Raw genomic sequence first — 17,735 nt, 5'->3', positions numbered from 1 at the left:
ATGGCCGCTACCCGCTCCTCCTTCCTGTCCGCCGCGCGCACCCTGGGCGCGCTGCTGGCGCTTGCCCTGTTGGCGGGCTGCGCGGGCGCGCCGCCATTGCCGGCGCGCAACGCGGACTTCACGCTGCCGCGGCAGCTGCATGTGGTGCAGGCCGTCGCCGGCCAGCCGCCGCTGGACGCGCTGCTGGTGGTGCAGCGCGAAGGCGCCGCCTTGCGCTGGTCCCTGTTCGATCCCATGGGCGTGCCGCAGGCGCGCCAGATGCTGGAACGCGGCCAATGGCGCAACGACGGCTTCCTGCGGCCCAATGCCGGGGCGCGCGATCTGTTCGCCGCCCTGATGTTTGCGTGGACGCCCGAAGCGGAACTGGATGCGGCCTACGGCGCGGGCAACTGGCGCGCCAGCCGCGAGGACGATGGCGCGGCGCAACGCGAACTGCTGGACCGCGGCGGTTCGCGCTGGAGCGTGCGCTGGCCGCAGGCCGCGCAGACCGGCACGTTCATCATCACCACTGCCGACCAGGTCACCTGGCGGATCTCGCCCTTGAAGGAGCAGCCATGAACACCTGGTTGGGTACGCCCGGCGTGGTGTGCGCGCTGGGCGCCGGCATCGACGCGGTAGCCCGCGCCGCCTTCGCCGGCGACACCTCGGGCATGCGCCCGCAGCCGGATTGGGTCCATGGCCGCACGCTGACGCTGGGCGGCCATGCGGACGCGCTGCCGCCCATCCCCGACACGCTGCCCGCCCATCACCACAGCCGCAACAACCAATTGCTGCTGGCCGCCGCTTTGCAGATCGAACCGCAACTGCGCGCCGCCGTGGCCCGCCATGGCGCCAGCCGCGTCGCCGTCGTGCTGGGCACCAGCACTTCCGGCGTCAACGACAATGCGCCGGCCTTCCGCCAACTGGCGGCGCAGGGCGCATGGCCGGACGGCTACGACTACCGCCGCCAGGCGCTGTCGTCCCCCGCCGCCTTTTTCGCGGACTGGCTGGGCGCCACCGGCCCCGCCTACACGCTGTCCACGGCCTGCACCTCCAGCGCCCGCGCCCTGCTGTCCGCGCGCCGCCTGCTCGCCTCGGGCCTGTGCGACGCCGTGGTCTGCGGCGGCGCGGACACCCTGTGCCGCCTGACCATCAACGGCTTCGCCACGCTGGAAGCCATCGACGACATGCTGTGCCTGCCCTTCTCTGCCAACCGCCGCGGCATCAACATCGGCGAAGCCGGCGTGCTGTTCCTGATGGAACGCGAGCCCGCAGGGGAGCGCTCCGTGGCGCTGCTGGGCGGCGGCGCCAGCTCCGACGCCTGGCACATGTCCGCGCCCGAACCCAGCGGCGCCGGCGCGCGGGCAGCCATGCAGGCCGCGCTGCAATCCGCCGGCGTGGACGCGGCCAGCATAGGCTGGGTCAATCTGCACGGCACCGGCACCCTCCACAACGACGCCATGGAAAGCCAGGCCATGCACGCCGTCTTTCCGCAGGGCGTGCCCTGCGCCTCGACCAAGGCGCTTACCGGCCACGCGCTGGGCGCGGCAGGCGCGCTGGAAGCGGCGCTGGCCTGGGCCACGCTGTCGGCCGGCAATGCCGAAGGACGGCTGATGCCCCACGTCTGGGACGGGCAGCCCGATCCAACCCTGCCGGCGCTGGATTTCAGCACCGCGCAGCACCGCTACGCGCAAGGCCGGCCGCGCCTGGCCATGAGCAATTCCTTCGCCTTCGGCGGCAACAACGCCAGCCTGATCCTGGGAGCCCAAGCATGACGACCTGGCCGGTATCCAGCCTGCTGCCGCACGCCGGCGACATGATCCTGATCGACGAGGTCTGCAGCCACGACGCCGACAGCCTGACCGCGCGCGCCGTGGTCAGGCCCGGCCCCTACTCGCTGCCCGACGGCTCATTGCCGCCATGGCTGGGCATGGAGCTGATGGCGCAGGCCGTGGGCGCCTGGGCCGGCTGCCAGGCGCGCCAGGCAGGCGAACCCGTCAAACTGGGCTTTCTGCTCGGCACCCGGCGCTACGAAAGCCACGCCGACGCGCTGCCCGCCGGCGCCCGCCTGACCATACATGCGCGCCGCGGGCTGATCGACGCCAGCGGCATGAGCGTCTTCGAATGCGAACTGCGCGACGACGCGCGCCTGCTGGCCGAGGCCAGGCTGAACGTCTATCAGCCCAAGGACCCCGCCGCTTTTATCCAGGAAGAATCACCCGAATGAGCACCGCCCCCATACTCGTAACCGGCTCGAGCCGCGGCATCGGCCGCGCCATCGCGCTGGCCCTGGCCGACGCCGGCCACGACCTGGTGCTGCACTGCCGCCAGCGGCTCGACCAGGCGCAAGCCGTGCAGGCCGAAGTCCAGGCGCGCGGACGCCAGGCGCGCGTGCTGCAATTCGATGTGGCGGACCGCCAGCAATGCGCCGCCGCCCTGCAGGCCGACATCGACGCGCACGGCGCCTATTACGGCGTGGTCCTCAACGCCGGCCTGACCCGCGACGGCGCGTTTCCCGCTTTGACAGGCGACGATTGGGACCAGGTGCTGCGCACCAATCTCGACGGCTTCTACAACGTGCTCAGTCCGCTCGCCATGCCCATGATCCGCCGCCGCGCGCCTGGCCGCGTGGTCTGCATGGCGTCCGTGTCCGGCCTGATCGGCAACCGCGGCCAGGTGAACTACAGCGCCTCCAAGGCCGGCCTCATCGGCGCCGCGAAAGCTCTGGCCGTGGAACTGGCCAAGCGCCAGATCACCGTCAACTGCGTGGCGCCGGGTCTGATCGACACCGACATGATCGACGAACACGTGCCAGTCGAGGAAATCCTGAAGGCCGTGCCCGCGCAACGCATGGGGCGGCCCGAGGAAGTGGCCGCCGCCGTCGTATTCCTGATGTCTCCCGGCGCCGCCTACATCACGCGCCAGGTCATCGCCGTCAACGGAGGGCTGTGCTGATGAAACGCGTCGTCATCACCGGCATGGGCGGCATCAGCGCGCTCGGCAACGACTGGTCCAGCGTGCAGCAGGCGTTCCAGGCGGGGCGCAGCGCGATCCGCGTCATGCCCGACTGGTCGCGCTACGTCGAACTGAACACGCGCCTGGCCGGCCCCATCGAAGGCTTCCAGACGCCCGCGCACTGGACCCGCAAGCAGTTGCGCAGCATGGGACGGGTTTCCCAGCTGGCGGTGCGCGCCGCGGAACTGGCGCTGGACGACGCGGCGCTGCTGGGCGACCCATGCATCGCCGACGGTCGCATGGGCGTGGCCTGCGGCTCCTCGGTGGGCAGCACGGCGGAAATCCGCGCCTTCGGCAACATGCTGCTCAACGGCGTCACGGACGACCTGAACGCCAATTCCTACGTCCGCATGATGCCCCACACCACCGCGGCCAACGTCGGCATCTTCTTCGAGCTGAAGGGCCGCATCATCCCGACCTCCAGCGCCTGCACCTCGGGCAGCCAGGGCATAGGCTACGCCTACGAAGCCATCCGCTACGGCCGCCAGGAGCTGATGCTGGCGGGCGGCGCGGAAGAGCTCTGCGCCAGCGAAGCCCTGGTGTTCGACGCGCTCTACGCGACCAGCCAGAAAAACGACACGCCCGAACTCACGCCCCGCCCCTACGACCGCGACCGCGACGGCCTGGTGATCGGCGAAGGCGGCGGCATGCTGGTGCTGGAATCGCTGGACCACGCACTGGCGCGCGGCGCGCGCATCCACGCGGAAATCGTCGGCTTCGGCAGCAATTCGGACGGCACGCACATCACCCGCCCCGAGGCCGGCACCATGCGCATCGCCATGGAAATGGCGCTGGCCGACGCGGGCCTGCCGCCGCAAGCCATCGGCTACGTCAACGGCCACGGCACCGCCACGGAACAGGGCGACATCGCCGAAACGCAGGCCACGCACGGCCTGTTCGGCAGCCGCATGCCCATCAGCTCGCAAAAGAGCTACCTGGGCCACACCCTGGGCGCCTGCGGCGTGCTGGAGTCGTGGTTCAGCATTGAAATGCTCAACCGCGACTGGTATGCGCCCACGCTCAATCTGCGCAACGTCGACCCGCGCTGCGGCGAACTCGACTACCTGACCGAGGGCCGCAACATGAGCAACGAATATGTCATGAACAACAACTTCGCCTTTGGCGGCATCAACACCTCGTTGATCTTCCGCCGCTGGCGCTGAAGTTCGCAATATCCGCGTTTTTCCCTCTCACGAATGGAATGCCTGTCATGAACGTTTCTTACAAGCTGTCCGCCGCCCTGCTTTTGTCGCTGGCATGCTCGGCGCAAGCCCTGGCGGCGGATCGTACCGTCCATCTGCCCATGCAGGCCGCAATCGAAGCCGCCCAGGCCGCCGGCAAGATCGACGGCAGCGTCAAGTTCTACCTTGCCGGCACCGGCCCCAAGGGCACGGTGCTGGAATCCGGCGTCGTCACCAACCGCAAGACCAACGCCTTCGCCAAGAAGGACGAGGACGCCTGCCTGTGGGTGGCACAATCCGCCATCATCGCCCTGCACGAAGCGGCCAAGAAGGCCGGTGCGAACGCGGTGACCAATATCATCAGCTACTACCGCAAGAACGAATACAGCAGCAAGACCGACTACGAATGCCATGCCGGCGCGATGGTGGCCGGCGTCGCCCTGCGTGGCGACCTGGCCAAGGTAAAGTAAGTAAGGGGAACCGGCGGCCGCGGGAACACGCCCGCCGCGGGAAATCGCCCGCCGCCGGAAATCGCCGGCCGCCGGGAAACGCCGGCCGCCGGTTTAAACTGCTTGTTTGTCGCAACACCACAAAGGTTTACCCATGAGCACTGCTACGCTCAAGACCCGCCTCTCCGATGCCGTCAAGGACGCGATGCGCGCCAAGGCCGCCGAACGCCTGACCACGCTGCGCTTCCTGCTGGCTGCCGTCAAGCAGAAGGAAGTGGACGAACGCCGCGACCTGAACGACGCCGAGATCACGGCCATCATCGAAAAGCAGGTCAAACAGCGCCGCGAGTCCATCGCCGCGTTCGAACAGGCCGGCCGCACCGAAACTGCCGAACAGGAAAAGGCCGAACTGCTCGTGCTGCAGGAATTCCTGCCGCAAGCCGCCACGCCCGAGGAAGTCTCGGCCGCCATCGACGCCGCGCTGGCGGAAGTGGCCGCGCAGGGCGTGACCGGCGCGCCCGCCATGGGCAAGGTCATGGCGCTGCTGAAGCAGGCCCTGGCCGGCCGCGCCGACATGACGGCGCTGTCACAGCAAGTGAAGGCCCGCCTGGCCTGAGTCCGCACATGCCTGGCTGCCGTTCGGCTTCCAGCCAGACACGGTAGCCAGCCGCCCCGCTCGGCTCAGAACGCGCCCCCGAACAGATCGGGCTGGCGCGACTGCTCCTGCGGGTCGGCGAAATTGCTCATCCCCACCCCCGCCAGCCGGTACAGCGTTTCCGGCGGCAAGTCCACGCGCTCGCACAGCAGCCTGGCGACGGCGGCCAGCTCCACCGCCGATCCGGGCGGGTTCAGGCTGGTCTGGCTGCGCGTCAGGATGCGGAAACGGTCCGTCTTCAACTTGAGCACCACGGTCCGGCCCAGGGCGCCCTTCTTCAACGCCTGGTCCCACACCCGTTCCGCCATGCGGTCGATGGCCTCGCCCACCGCGTCCAGGCGGATATCCTGCGAGAACGTCGTCTCCGACGATACCTGCTGCAAAGGCTGATCCGTCTGCACCTCGCGCTCGTCGATGCCGCGCGCCAATTCGTACAGGCGCCGGCCATAGCGGCCGAAGTAATGCTCCAGCTCCTGGGCGCTGTGCGTGGCCAGGTCTCCCACGGTATGGATGCCCAGTTGCTCCAGGCGCGCCTGCGTCACCTTGCCCACGCCCGGCACCTTGCGCACCGGCAAGGGCTCCAGAAAGGCCAGCACCTTGGCGGGCCGGACCACGAACAGGCCGTCCGGCTTGTTCCAGTCGGACGCGATCTTGGCCAGGAATTTATTGGGCGCGACTCCCGCCGAGGCCGTCAGCCCGGTTTCCTCGCGGATCTGCTGCCGGATGACTTGCGCGACCTCGGTGGCCGAGGGCAGACCCAGCTTGTTGACGGTAACGTCGAGGTAGGCCTCGTCCAGCGACAAGGGTTCGATCATGTCGGTATGGCGGGCAAAGATCTGCCTGACCTGGCGCGAGACCTCGCGGTAGCGGTTGAAATCCGGCGGCACGTAGATCGCATGGGGACACAGGCGCTCCGCGCGGGCGGCAGACATGGCCGAATGGATGCCGAACCGCCGCGCCTCGTAGGACGCGGCGCACACCACCGAGCGCGGTCCGGTCCAGGCCACGACCACGGGCTTGCCGCGCAGTTCGGGGTTGTCGCGCTGTTCCACGGAGGCATAGAACGCGTCCATGTCCACGTGCACGATCTTCCGTAATTCAATCATGGTGGTGATGCCCCCATGAGCCGTTCATCGCCTGAAACCCCGTGGCAAAACATATATTATGACCGCCGACAACCGACTTTCCATTCCTGCCCGCAACGGTCCATGACTGCAGCCTCCACGCCTCAAACCGACTACTTCGGCCTGACCATCCCCTTCATGCATTTCATCGGCCTGGTGCCCGAGAGCATCGCGCCGGCCTATGCCCGTACCTCGCTGCCCTGGCGCGCCGACCTGACCAACAGCCGCGGCGACGTGCATGGAGGCACGCTGATGAGCGTGCTGGACTTCACGCTCAGCGCCGCCGCCCGCGGCTCGGCCGACGGCACGGAAGGCATGGCCACCATCGACATGAACACCTCGTTCCTGTCGCCCGGCACGGGCGATCTGGTGATCGAGGCGCGCTGCCTGCGCAAAGGGGCGTCGATCGCCTTCTGCGAAGGCGAGGTCCGGCGCGCCGACGGCGAGCTGGTGGCGCGCGCCACCGCCACCTTCAAGATCATCCGCCGCCGCCCGGGCGGGGACTGAGCGCGCCGGCGGCGGCAAGCCGCCAGCGCCCGCGCATCAGTTGGGCAGGTCGCGCGAAGGCTTGACCGGCGGGCGCGGATCCAGCGGCATATAGCTGCTGCACGACACCAGGCTGTAATAGACGGCGTCCTGCATCGCGCGCATGGCGGCCGCGTCCCAGGTGCCCTTGCCCCACACCGCGATGCGCACATCGGTGGTCTTGGGGCCGGCCGCCTTCAATTCGACCCGCGTCATCTCATTGTCGCTATAGGGCGCCAGCACCTGCACCACGCCGGACTGCGCGCTTTCGTTCATGGTGTCCACCACGCGATAGGCGTTGTCGGTGCTGCGCAGGCACGCATTGGCCTGCCGGATCGCCGCGTCGTAGGCGTCCTTGAAGGCCACCGGGGCCTTGAATTCGCTGTGCGGCGACGTGCCGGGCGAAATGCCCATCGAGCAGCCCGCCAGGCCCAGGGCCAGCGCCGAAGCCGCGACCAGTTTCCAGTACATGTGTATCTCCAGATCAGTGCCCGCGATTATCCCGCATATCGGCTGCGCGCGATAAGCGCAGCCGCGTTCACATGATCCCGATGCGGTACTCCAGGTTCTTCACCAGGGTCCGCAGGCGCGGCCCCAGGGTCTCGTACACGTGCTTTTCGTCCAGGTTGTCAGCCGGGATCGTCACGTTGAAGGCCAGCGGCAAGTCATTGGAGCGATAGCGCATCGGCGTGGCGATGCCGCACAGCTCGGCCCGCCAGTCCTTGCTGACCACGCAGAAGCCGTGCTCGGCGATGGCATCGAACGCGGGTTGCAGCGATGGGCCGAAGCGTTCCCAGTCCTCCGGGAACTCCTCGGCCAGCCGGGCGCAGATGAGCTCACGCTCGTCCGGCGTCTGCGCATACAGCAGCGCGCGCCCGGTGGCGGTGCGCAGCAAGGGGCGGGCCGACCCGATGTCCGGGCGCGAGGCATTGGACGCGCCGTCGTGCACCGTTTCCACGTAGACCACCTGCAGGCGGTCGCGGATGGCCATGGACACCGGCCCCTTGGCATAGCGCGCCAGTTCGATCATGTCGTGCGCCGCCAGCTGCCGCAGCGTCAGGTGCACCAGCAAGGGATAGCCCAGCGTCAGCACCGCCGGACCCAGCGAATATTTGCCGGTGCGTTCGTCGCGCCGCAGATAGCCCAGCCCCACCAGCGTGAACGTCAGCCTGGACACCGTCGGGCGCGTCAGGCCGAGCATTTCGGCGATTTCCTTGTTGCCCAGCTGCGGCTCGGCCGCCGAAAAGCACTTGAGCACGTCGAGCCCGTTGGAAAGCGTGGAGGCAAAGCGCGGGTGCGCTTCCAGCGAGGCGCGGGATTCGAGTTCGTAGTTGAGCGGCGTTTTCGAGTGCATGGCGGCCTAGGGATTCGGAGCATTGACAGTATATCGCCTGCCGAAATACAAACATTCCGTTCACTATAAACACTTGAATTCCATTTATTGAAATTGAAAGGGTAGTTGATGACGAATTCCCGCTTTTCCCGCCAGCCGCTGGGCGCCCGCCTGTTCAGCTTTGCCGTGGTGGCCGACACCCACGTCAATGAATCCGAAGACACCTGCGCGTCGCCCTTCGCCACCAATGCCCGCGCCAATGCCCGGGCGCGGCACGTCTTCGCCGACATCGCCAGCCTGGACCCCGCGCCCGCCTTCACCATCCACCTGGGAGACATCGTCCACCCGGTGCCCAGCATGCCTTCGTTCGAGGTGGCGGCCGACCGCTTCAAGGCCATCGCCGGCCAGATCGACATGCCGCTGCACCTGGTGCCCGGCAACCACGACGTCGGCGACAAGCGCATCGACTGGATGCCCGCCGACATCGTCTGCGACGACTACCTGGACAAGTACCGCCAGGTGTTCGGGCCGGACTATTACGCGGTGGACCATGGCGGCGTGCGCTTCCTGTTCCTGAACGCGCTGCTGTTCAACTCCGGACTGGCGGCGGATGACGCGCAGCGCGCCTGGATCGACGAGCAATTGGCAGGCGCCAGCGGCCGCGTCTTCGTGTCGCTGCATTACCCGCCCTATCTGCATGACGCCAACGAACGCGGGTCCTACGACAACATCGACGAGCCCGGCCGCGGCTGGCTGCTGTCGCGCCTGGCCGATCCGCGCGTCGAAGGCGTGTTCGCCGGCCACGTCCACAATTTCTGGTACGACGTCATCGGCGGCGCGGAGGTCTACATGCTGCCGTCGACCGCCTTCCTGCGGCATGACTTTTCCGAGTTCTACCGGGTGCCGCCGGCGGACGAATTCGGCCGCGGCGACGTGGAAAAATTCGGCTATTTCATCGTCGACGTGCATGAGCAGGGGCATGTCGCCAAGCTGATCCGCACGCACGGCGCCATGCGCGGCGAGGCCGAACCGGGCCGGGCGGCGGCGCGCACCCTGCCCACCGTCCATACCAAGACCGCCGCCTGCGACGGCATCGCGGTCGAGATGCGGCATCCCTGGGCCGAGATCGTCGAAATCCCCTGCACCGGCGGCGTACAGGAGTTCGGCCGCAAGCTGGCGCGCAACGACTACCCGCTGATGTCCATGTGGGAAATGGGGCTGCGCACGCTCAAGATTCCCGTGCAGGATCTGCGCGACGACAAGACCTTGCGCCGTGCGCGCCTCATGTCCGACGTCGGCCACCGCTTCGTGCTGACCTCGCTGGGGCTGCCGGACGCCAGGCTGCTGCAACAGGCGCGCGAGCATGGCGTGGCCATCGCCGCCATCGAGATCAACCTGAACGCCCAGGCGCTGGAAGAGGCGGGCGCAGCCTTGCAGCGCCTGCGCGCGCACACCGACGCCCGCCTTGTCTATTGCAAGATCCGCACGGGCGCGGACGATGCCCACTTCGACGGCAAGCACTACAGCCATTTCGTCAACACCGGCCTGCGCGCGTCCGAGCTCGAAGCGGCGCAATCCGCGCTGCTGCCGCACTTCGCGCAGAAGAACCTGGACGGTTTCACCGTGCGCCTGGACTGGGGCGCCGACCTGATCGCCACGCACCAGCAACTGGCCGCGCAGGCGCGCGACTGGGGCGCGACGGTGAACGTGGGCGTCAAGCTGGCCGACCGCCTGGCGGCGGCCAACACCGACGACACCGCCATCGCCGCGCTGGTGGCCGAAGCCTTCCTGGCGGCCCGGACCACGGACGCGGTGAGCTATTCCTTCGACACCTTCATGGACGTGGATCGCGGCTACTTTCCGCGCAACGGCCTGATCGACCGCCGCTACGATCCGCGCCCCGCCGGACTGGCGCTGGCCGCGCTGAACGCGGTCTTTGCAGGCCAGGCCGCGGGCGCCGGATCGGTCGAACGCATCGACGGCGAAGCCGGTCTGCGTCTGTGCCGCTACCGCTGCGGCGAGCAGACCTATGAACTGGCCTACGGCCCCGGACCGGCCCTCAAGCGTCAGATCGAGGCCGGCGCGTTCAAGCGCGTCGTCGACCTGACGGCCCAGCGCGCGCTGCAGACCGGGGACGATTGGGCCGAGTACGCGCGCCTGCATCTGCCCGGCCAGGCCGTGCTGTTGATCCAGCGCAGTTGAACCCTCATTCCCCGCACAGGAGCCACCCCATGTTTCGATACGCAATCAAACTCGCGGGACTGCTGGCCGCCGCCTGCCTTCCCATGTATGCGCAGGCGCAGCCCTATCCCGACAAGCCGGTGCGCCTGATCGTTGCCTACACGCCCGGCGGCGCCACCGACGTGATCGCCCGCATCCTCGCGGCAAAGCTCAGCACCAGTTGGGGCCAACAAGTCATCGTGGAGAACAAGTCCGGCGCCAGCGGCATGATAGGCGCCGAACAGGTCGCGCGCGCCACACCCGACGGCTACACCCTGCTGCTGGCCTACACGCCCGAGGTCTCCATCAACAAGCTGGTCTACAAGCAGATGCGCTACGACCCGTTGAAGGACCTGCAGCCCATCGCCCTGGTGGCGGATGCGCCGCTGGTGCTGGTCAGCGGTCCCAAGCTGCCCGCCACCACCTACGCCGATCTCAAGCAACAAGGCGCAAAGGCGCCGCTGGTGTACGGTTCGCCGGGCATGGGCGGCCAGCAGCATCTGGCCGGCGAACTGCTGCGAGTGCGCTCCGGCATGAACCTGACCCACGTGCCCTACCGCGGCACGGCGCTGGCCGTGGCCGATCTGGTGGGCGGCCAGATCGATATCTTCTTCGCCACGGCGCCAGCCATCATCGGCCAGATCGGCGCCGGCAAGCTGCACCCGCTGTTCATCGCCGGTCCCCAGCGTCAGGACATCCTGCCTTCGACCCCGACGGCCAAGGAGGTCGGTCTGGACGACTTCGACATTTCCAACTGGTTCGGCCTGTTCGGCCCCGCCGGCATGCCGCCGGCCCTGGTGGAACGCATTTCCAAGGACACGGCCCAGGCGCTGCAGGCCGCCGACGTGAAGGAAAAACTGCAGGGCCAGGGGCTGGCCATTTCCTACAAGCCGCCCCAGGAATTCAAAACCTTCATCGGCGCCGAAATGGCCAAGTACGGCGCCATCGTCAAGGCCACGGGGCTGGAGCCGCAATAAGGCCGGCGCAGGCCCGGCAGCGTCCGCGGGCGGTTCGACACCGCCCGCGCCGCTATGGCATTATCGGCGGACCACCCGGCGGCCGGCCTCAAGCGCCCGCCGCGGCAACTTCGGAGGTCCCCCTTGTTCTCATTCCTCAAGCGCACCGTCCTGGCCGCCAGCATCATCGGCGTCTCGCTGGGCGCCAGCGCCGCGCAACCGCCGCGCGTCTATCCCCTCAAGGATTTCTTCCGCAACCCCGAACGGGGCTTCTTCCGCCTGGCCGACGACGGCCGCACATTGGGCTTCATGCAGCCCACCAGCGTGGACGGCAATCCCGCCCGCATGAACATCTACGTGCAGCCGCTGCAAGGCAGCACGCCTGTCGGCGACCCGCGGCAACTGACCAGCGAGACCGCGCGCGACATCAGCAACTTCTTCTGGAAAGGCGCCGACGTGGTGCTCTACCAGAAGGATTTCGGCGGCGACGAGAACTTCCACGTGCTGGCCGTCAACGCCAAGACCGGCAAGATCACCGACCTGACGCCGTATGAAGGCGTGCGCGCCGGCATCGAGGACGATCTGGAAGACGATCCCGACCACGTCCTCATCAGCCACAACCAGCGCAATCCGGAAGTCTTCGACGTCTACCGCGTCAACGTCCACACGGGCGCCGCGGAGCTGGTGGCGCAGAACCCGGGCAACATCGTCGGCTGGCAGACCGACCACGCCGGCAAGGTGCGCGCCGCCGTCGCCAGCGACGGCCTGAACACCACCCTGCTCTACCGCGACGACGAATCTTCCGAATTCCGTCCGCTCATCACCACCGACTACCGCACCAGCGTCAGTCCGGCGTTCTTCACCTTCGACGACAAGAAGTTCTACGCCCTGTCCAACCGCGGGCGCGACAAGCTATCGCTGGTGGTGATCGACCCCGCCCAGCCCGAGGCCGAGGAAGAAATCTTCACGCCCGACACCGTCGACCTGGATTCCGCCGGCTACTCGCGCAAGCGCCGCGTGCTGACGGTAGCCGCCTACCAGACCGACAAGCCGCAATACAAGTTCTTCGACGCGCAGAGCGAGACGCTCTTCAAGAAACTGTCGGCCAAGCTCACTGGCTACGACTTCGCCATCCAGGGATCCAACCGCGACGAAGACAAGTTCATCGTCGCCGCCTACAACGACCGCACGCCCGGCTCGCGCTACATCTACGACGCCGCCGCCGATACGCTGACCAAGCTGGCCGACATCAATCCCGCCATTCCCGAGGCGGACATGTCGCGCGTGCAGCCCATCAGCTACCAGACCCGCGACGGCCTGACGGTCCACGGCTACCTGACGCTGCCCGCCGGCCGCGATCCCAGGAACCTGCCTTGCATCGTGAATCCTCACGGCGGTCCGTGGGCGCGCGACGGCTGGGGCTACAACCCTGAAGTCCAGTTCCTGGCCAACCGCGGCTTCTGCGTGCTGCAGATGAACTTCCGCGGATCGACCGGCTATGGCCGCGCCTTCTGGGAAGCCAGCTTCGGCCAATGGGGCCTGAAGATGCAGGACGACATCACCGATGGCGTGCAGTGGCTCATTGGGCAAGGCATCGCCGATCCCAAGCGCATCGGCATCTACGGCGCCAGCTATGGCGGCTACGCCACGCTGGCCGGCGTGGCGTTCACGCCCGACCTGTATGCCGCCGCGGTGGACTACGTGGGGGTGTCCAACCTGTTCACGTTCATGAAGTCCATTCCGCCATACTGGAAGCCCATGCTGGACAAGATGCAGGACATGGTGGGCGACCCCGAACGCGACCGCGAACGCCTGGCCGCCACCTCGCCCGCGCTGCACGCGGACAGGATCAAGACGCCGCTGTTCGTGGCGCAGGGCGCCAAGGATCCGCGCGTGAACAAGGACGAAAGCGACCAGATGGTCAAGGCGCTGCGCGCCCGCGGCGTCGAGGTCGAGTACATGGTCAAGGACAACGAAGGCCACGGCTTCCACAACGACGAGAACAAATTCGAGTTCTACGAAGCCATGGAGAAGTTCCTGACGGAACATCTCAAGCCCTGACCTCCTCCTCCACCACCGCCGGGCCGCGCTCCTGCGCGCGGCCCGCGGGACGGCCGATCCAGGCCATCTCGACGCGGTCGCGCCCATGTTCCTTGGCGCGGTACAGCGCATCGTCGGCGCGCGCCAGGATGCCGTCCGCGCCGTCTCCCGACTGGTACGAAGCCAGGCCGCCGCTGGTGGTCATCCGTACTTCGCGCCCTTGCAGGTGGAAGGGCGTGTCGCGCAGGGCGTCGCAGACGCGCTGCGCCTGCACCAGCGCGCGGGCCGGATCGCAGTCGTACATCAGCAGCACGAATTCCTCGCCGCCCAACCGGCCGAAGCGGTCGCTGGCGCGCACCGCCCGCTGCACCACCTTTGAAAAATGGCGCAGCGCCGCGTCGCCCGCGGCATGGCCGTAACGGTCGTTGATGGACTTGAAATGGTCGATGTCCAGCACCAACACCGCCAGCTTGCCGCCGGCGCGCTGGCAGCGCTGCAACTCGCGCTCCAGCTCGTCCAGGATGCTGCGGCGCGAATAGGCGCCTGTAAGGCCGTCGAAGGTCAGCGCAGCTTCCATCTGTTCGGACAGGCTGGTCTGGATCAGGAGCAGCAGCGCCAGGAACAGCCCGGGCACGGTCACCGTCCCGCAGACAATGAAGAACAGGCCCCAGGGACTGGGCTCGAGCAGCGACGAGGGTTCTTGTCCGCCCACGCTGTAGACCGCCAGGCGCAGGGCATGCAGCGCGGCCAGGCCGAAGCTCGCCAGCATCATGTACAGCATCACGCCGCGCGTGTGCAGCCGCTTGCGCTGGCGGAAGAACACCATGCCCGTCGCCATCATGGCCACGAAGGTGTAGGCGGAAAACAGCAGCATGCGCGCCCGCAGGTCATCCGCCACGTACAGCAGCAGCGCGAACGCAGCGATACTGAGCGCGCCCAGCGCCGCCGTGCGCCGCGCCAGCGGACGCAGGCCGAAGAACTGCCGCACGCCGACGTAGACCAGGCTGACCGCGCAGACCCAGGCGGCGTTCGAGACCATCACATAGACGGCGGACGGCAGGATGGGCGAGGCCGCATAGGCCAGCAGCGACAGCACGGCCAGCGCGTTGCCCGCCGTGAACGCGGCGACGCCGCCCACGTCGCGGGCGCGCAATGGCGCCAGCAACGGCAATGCCAGAGCCGTGGCCAGGCCCCACATCAGAAAGAAAAGAGAAGTCGTCATGGTGTTTGCCGGCTTGCGCCCCGCGGGCGTTCGCCGTCGCTCGTCATTGCTGTTGCACTGGGTTCATGCCTCATGAGGCGGCGTTACATCCCACCACCCCTGACGCTTTTTGTTACCCGTACAGCGACAGACCGGCACAACCTGGCGCCCGTCCGTCGCCGCACGCCGTTTCGCCCTGAACCTTTACCGCCCGCGCCAAGACGATTGCGCGGCAAGCGACGAAGAATACGCCACGGCCGCACTTTCGCCATGGCCCTTTGCACTAATTGACAGTTGACTGACAGTTAACACACTTATAATTCGGGCCATTGACGGTGCCATCAAGAGCGCCGCAATCACGCCCTACGGGCGTGGCGCGTACTAGCCATGCACTCCCATAGCGCGAGTGCGAAGGTCCCCGCAGCGGGCGCCGCGCAGTCCTAACCAAAAAGTGTTCCTTCCCGCCGCCGCCGGCGCCTTTGTGCTGCGCGTCGCCTCGGCTCGCGCCGAAAAAAGGCACGCCCACGGCCGGCCGGACCAGGAACGCCCCGAGTCGCAACTGCGGAAGTATTACAGATGCAAAACAGAGGATCGACACCCCTGGGTGCCGTTGGACCGAGACTGAGCCTGCTGGCGGCTTGCGCCATCCTGGCTCCAGCCATGGCGCTGGCCGGCCCCGGCAACGACTACGACGCCTTGATCGCCAGAGCGCGCGCCGGCGACTACGAGCCCGCGCTGGCGATGTTGCGCCAGCAAGGTCCGGCCGGCGGCAGCCGCGCCATCTACGACCACATCATCATCGCCGGATGGGCCGGCAAGCCCGCCGAAGCCGTCGCCGCCTACGAGCAATTGCCGCAAGGCGCGGCGCTGCCCGGCGACATCCAGCTTTCCGTCGCGCGCGCCTACCGCGACCTGCAGCGCTGGCCCGAGGCGCTGGCCGCGTACCAGGCGGGCGCGCGCCGCCATCCCGGCCAGTCCGCTTTTCGCGCCGGCGAAATCATGACCCTGGCCGATGCCGGCCGCTACCCCGAGGCGCGCGAGGCTGCGGCGCGCTGGCTCAAGCGGCATCCCCGCGATGTCGACGCCCGCCTTGCCCTGAGCTACGTCCACGCCCGCCAGGGCGAGCCTTATGAAGCGCTGCACCAGGCCGACCTGGCCCTGGCCGCCGCGCCCGGCACCCCTTACGTGTTGCGCGAGTACATCTGGGCGCTGCAGCGCGCGCGCATGGCGGACGTGGCGCTGGAGTTGGCGCGCCGTCACCAGGATCTGTTCGACGCTGGCCAGATGCGCGGCTTCGAGGCCGACGCGCTGGCCCAACAGGTGCGGCTGGCGGCCATGCCCACGCGGTCGGAAGCTGAACGTTTCGTGTTGGCCGACAAGGCTTTGGCGCGTTACGACGAACTGATCCCCGTCTGGCAGCAGCAGGAAGACGCCCGCGCCGACGCGCTGCGCGCCCGTATCGACCGCTTGCACGCCCTGCACGTCCGCGTGCGCATGGCCGATCTGGTCCGCGAATACGAAGCCCTGCTGGCCGAGGGCGTCACGGTGCCGCGTTACGCCTTGAACGACGTGGCATCGGCCTACCTGTACGTGCGCCAGCCCGAACGCGCCCGCGACATCTATCGGCAGGTCGCGGCCGACGACGCCCTGCGCGGCGACGATGCCGAGCAGCGCCTGGCGACCGAGACCGGCCTGTACTACTCGCTGGCCGAGGGCGAACAGTTCAACGAGACCAGCGCCGTCACCGAAGGCGTCGAATCGGGCTACGCCCCCTGGCTGTACTACAAGGGCCAGGCCACCCGCATGCCCAACGACCTGAACCTGGAAAGCCGCCAGACCCTGGCGTCGGCTCGCCTGCAGGCCAACGACACCGTCGCCGCCCGGCAGCGCCTCGAAGAGATGGTCGAGAACGCGCCCAACAACTCCGGACTGCGCAGCGACCTGGCCACCGTCTACCGCGCCCAATCGCTCCCCCGCGCCTCGGAGGTCGAATTGAAGATGGCCGAGACCCTGGCGCCGCGCAGCCTGGGCGTGGAGAACGGCCAGGGCTTCACCGCCCTGGACTTGCAGGAATGGCGCCAGGCCGAAGCGCTGTCGCAGGACACCATGGCCCGCTCGCCCGAAAACCTGACCAGCCGCCGCCTGGCGCGCGAATGGGAAGTGCACAACAAGGCCGAGCTGCGCATCAACGGTTACCGCGGCCTGGCATCCGACAGCCCGGTCACCGGCAGCGGCGACTTCGGCATCGACGCCGTGCTGTACTCCGCGCCGCTGGACTACAACTGGCGAGTCTTCGGCGGCGGCGGCTACGCCTCCGGCGACTTCGAGGAAGGCCGCGGCAACTACCGCTGGCTGCGCACCGGCGTGGAATGGCGCGGCCGCGACCTCACGATCGAAGGCGAAGTCTCCACCCACGACTATGGCCACGGCGTGAAGCCGGGCGCGCGCCTGTCGGCCGCCTACGACCTGGACGACCATTGGCAGGTGGGCGGCTCGGGCGAAATCATGTCGCGCGAAACGCCGCTGCGCGCGCTGACCAGCGGCATCTATTCCAACAGCCTGTCGGCCTACGTGCGCTGGCGAGCCGACGAGCGCCGCGAATGGACGCTGGCGCTGTCGCCTTCGCACTTCAGCGACGGCAACAACCGTTGGGCGCTGGGCCTGGCCGGGCGCGAGCGCGTCTACACCTCGCCGCACCTGCTGGCGGACCTGGAGTTCGAGGCGTCCACCCAGCGCAACAGCCACGACAGCAACGTGCCCTATTTCAATCCGCGGTCGGACCTGATGCTGCTGCCCGGCGTGCGCCTGACGCACACCCTGTACCGCCGCTACGAAACCGCCTGGGAGCAGATCGGCACACTGGGCGCAGGCGCTTACACCCAGCAAGGCTACGGCACCGGCGGCGTGATCGCGCTGGGCTACGGCCAGCGATACCGCGCCAACGACGTCCTCGACATGGGCGCCATGATCACCGGCACCAGCCGCCCGTACGACGGCGAACGCGAGCGCGAACTGCGCATCGTGTTCGACCTGACGTACCGCTTCTGAACCCGGATC

Annotated in this window: 16 protein-coding genes; 12 read left to right on the top strand and 4 right to left on the bottom strand. The window is 68.0% G+C overall.

Going from position 1 to position 17,735, the window contains the following annotated elements:
- The 7 genes from IB258_RS22225 (at position 1) to IB258_RS22195 (ending at position 5,240) form a co-directional block, all read left to right on the top strand.
- Positions 1-558, top strand: coding sequence for a hypothetical protein (locus IB258_RS22225; protein WP_119451676.1), 558 nt, complete (start codon positions 1-3; stop codon positions 556-558).
- Positions 555-1,754, top strand: coding sequence for a beta-ketoacyl-ACP synthase (locus IB258_RS22220; protein WP_192353212.1), 1,200 nt, complete (start codon positions 555-557; stop codon positions 1,752-1,754). The genes IB258_RS22225 and IB258_RS22220 overlap by 4 nt, the downstream gene beginning before the upstream one ends.
- A complete protein-coding gene (locus IB258_RS22215) occupies positions 1,751-2,206 on the top strand; it encodes a hotdog family protein (protein ID WP_054458187.1) in 456 nt (151 codons plus the stop codon). Before IB258_RS22220 ends, IB258_RS22215 begins: the two co-directional genes overlap by 4 nt.
- A complete protein-coding gene (gene fabG / locus IB258_RS22210) occupies positions 2,203-2,934 on the top strand; it encodes a 3-oxoacyl-ACP reductase FabG (RefSeq protein WP_119451654.1) in 732 nt (243 codons plus the stop codon). The genes IB258_RS22215 and fabG overlap by 4 nt, the downstream gene beginning before the upstream one ends.
- Positions 2,934-4,157, top strand: a complete 1,224-nt coding sequence (locus tag IB258_RS22205) for a beta-ketoacyl-ACP synthase (protein WP_192353211.1) — start codon at positions 2,934-2,936, stop codon at positions 4,155-4,157. The genes fabG and IB258_RS22205 overlap by 1 nt, the downstream gene beginning before the upstream one ends.
- Before the next feature lie 47 nt (positions 4,158-4,204).
- Complete coding sequence (locus IB258_RS22200; RefSeq protein WP_054458190.1) at positions 4,205-4,645, top strand: hypothetical protein; 441 nt, start codon at positions 4,205-4,207, stop codon at positions 4,643-4,645.
- A 133-nt stretch (positions 4,646-4,778) separates the two neighbouring features.
- On the top strand, positions 4,779-5,240 hold the full coding sequence (locus tag IB258_RS22195) for a GatB/YqeY domain-containing protein (RefSeq protein ID WP_054458191.1): 462 nt from the start codon (positions 4,779-4,781) through the stop codon (positions 5,238-5,240).
- Between the two features lie 65 nt (positions 5,241-5,305).
- Here the strand turns inward: IB258_RS22195 and dinB are convergent, their stop codons facing one another.
- Positions 5,306-6,385 carry a DNA polymerase IV gene (gene dinB, locus IB258_RS22190; RefSeq protein WP_119451652.1) on the bottom strand — a complete coding sequence of 360 codons (1,080 nt, stop codon included), beginning with the start codon at positions 6,383-6,385 and terminating at the stop codon, positions 5,306-5,308.
- Between the two features lie 102 nt (positions 6,386-6,487).
- On the opposite strand from dinB, the gene IB258_RS22185 reads away from it, so the two are divergent.
- Positions 6,488-6,910 (top strand): PaaI family thioesterase, encoded by a 423-nt coding sequence (locus tag IB258_RS22185; RefSeq protein ID WP_054458193.1) that lies wholly within the window; start codon positions 6,488-6,490, stop codon positions 6,908-6,910.
- A gap of 36 nt (positions 6,911-6,946) precedes the next feature.
- Here IB258_RS22185 and IB258_RS22180 read toward each other — a convergent pair whose 3' ends face one another.
- Both IB258_RS22180 and IB258_RS22175 read right to left on the bottom strand, forming a co-directional pair.
- On the bottom strand, positions 6,947-7,399 hold the full coding sequence (locus IB258_RS22180; protein WP_054458194.1) for a BPTD_2524 family lipoprotein: 453 nt from the start codon (positions 7,397-7,399) through the stop codon (positions 6,947-6,949).
- A 67-nt stretch (positions 7,400-7,466) separates the two neighbouring features.
- Positions 7,467-8,282, bottom strand: a complete 816-nt coding sequence (locus IB258_RS22175; RefSeq protein ID WP_054458195.1) for an IclR family transcriptional regulator — start codon at positions 8,280-8,282, stop codon at positions 7,467-7,469.
- 108 nt (positions 8,283-8,390) lie between these two features.
- On the opposite strand from IB258_RS22175, the gene IB258_RS22170 reads away from it, so the two are divergent.
- From IB258_RS22170 to IB258_RS22160, 3 genes are all read left to right on the top strand, one after another.
- Complete coding sequence (locus IB258_RS22170) at positions 8,391-10,463, top strand: metallophosphoesterase (RefSeq protein ID WP_192353210.1); 2,073 nt, start codon at positions 8,391-8,393, stop codon at positions 10,461-10,463.
- A 29-nt stretch (positions 10,464-10,492) separates the two neighbouring features.
- Complete coding sequence (locus IB258_RS22165; RefSeq protein ID WP_054458197.1) at positions 10,493-11,458, top strand: tripartite tricarboxylate transporter substrate binding protein; 966 nt, start codon at positions 10,493-10,495, stop codon at positions 11,456-11,458.
- A 123-nt stretch (positions 11,459-11,581) separates the two neighbouring features.
- A complete protein-coding gene (locus IB258_RS22160; protein WP_054458198.1) occupies positions 11,582-13,498 on the top strand; it encodes a S9 family peptidase in 1,917 nt (638 codons plus the stop codon).
- Here IB258_RS22160 and IB258_RS22155 read toward each other — a convergent pair.
- Complete coding sequence (locus IB258_RS22155) at positions 13,488-14,699, bottom strand: GGDEF domain-containing protein (RefSeq protein ID WP_054458199.1); 1,212 nt, start codon at positions 14,697-14,699, stop codon at positions 13,488-13,490. The two genes, IB258_RS22160 and IB258_RS22155, sit on opposite strands and share 11 nt — an antisense overlap.
- 555 nt (positions 14,700-15,254) lie before the next feature.
- On the opposite strand from IB258_RS22155, the gene pgaA reads away from it, so the two are divergent.
- Positions 15,255-17,726 carry a poly-beta-1,6 N-acetyl-D-glucosamine export porin PgaA gene (pgaA, locus tag IB258_RS22150; RefSeq protein WP_175162742.1) on the top strand — a complete coding sequence of 824 codons (2,472 nt, stop codon included), beginning with the start codon at positions 15,255-15,257 and terminating at the stop codon, positions 17,724-17,726.
- Positions 17,727-17,735: the final 9 nt, after the last annotated feature.

The sequence above is a fragment of the Achromobacter sp. ACM02 genome, assembly GCF_014851605.1.
Lineage (GTDB): Bacteria > Pseudomonadota > Gammaproteobacteria > Burkholderiales > Burkholderiaceae_B > Achromobacter > Achromobacter aegrifaciens.
This window is presented reverse-complemented; position numbering and strand designations above follow the sequence as displayed.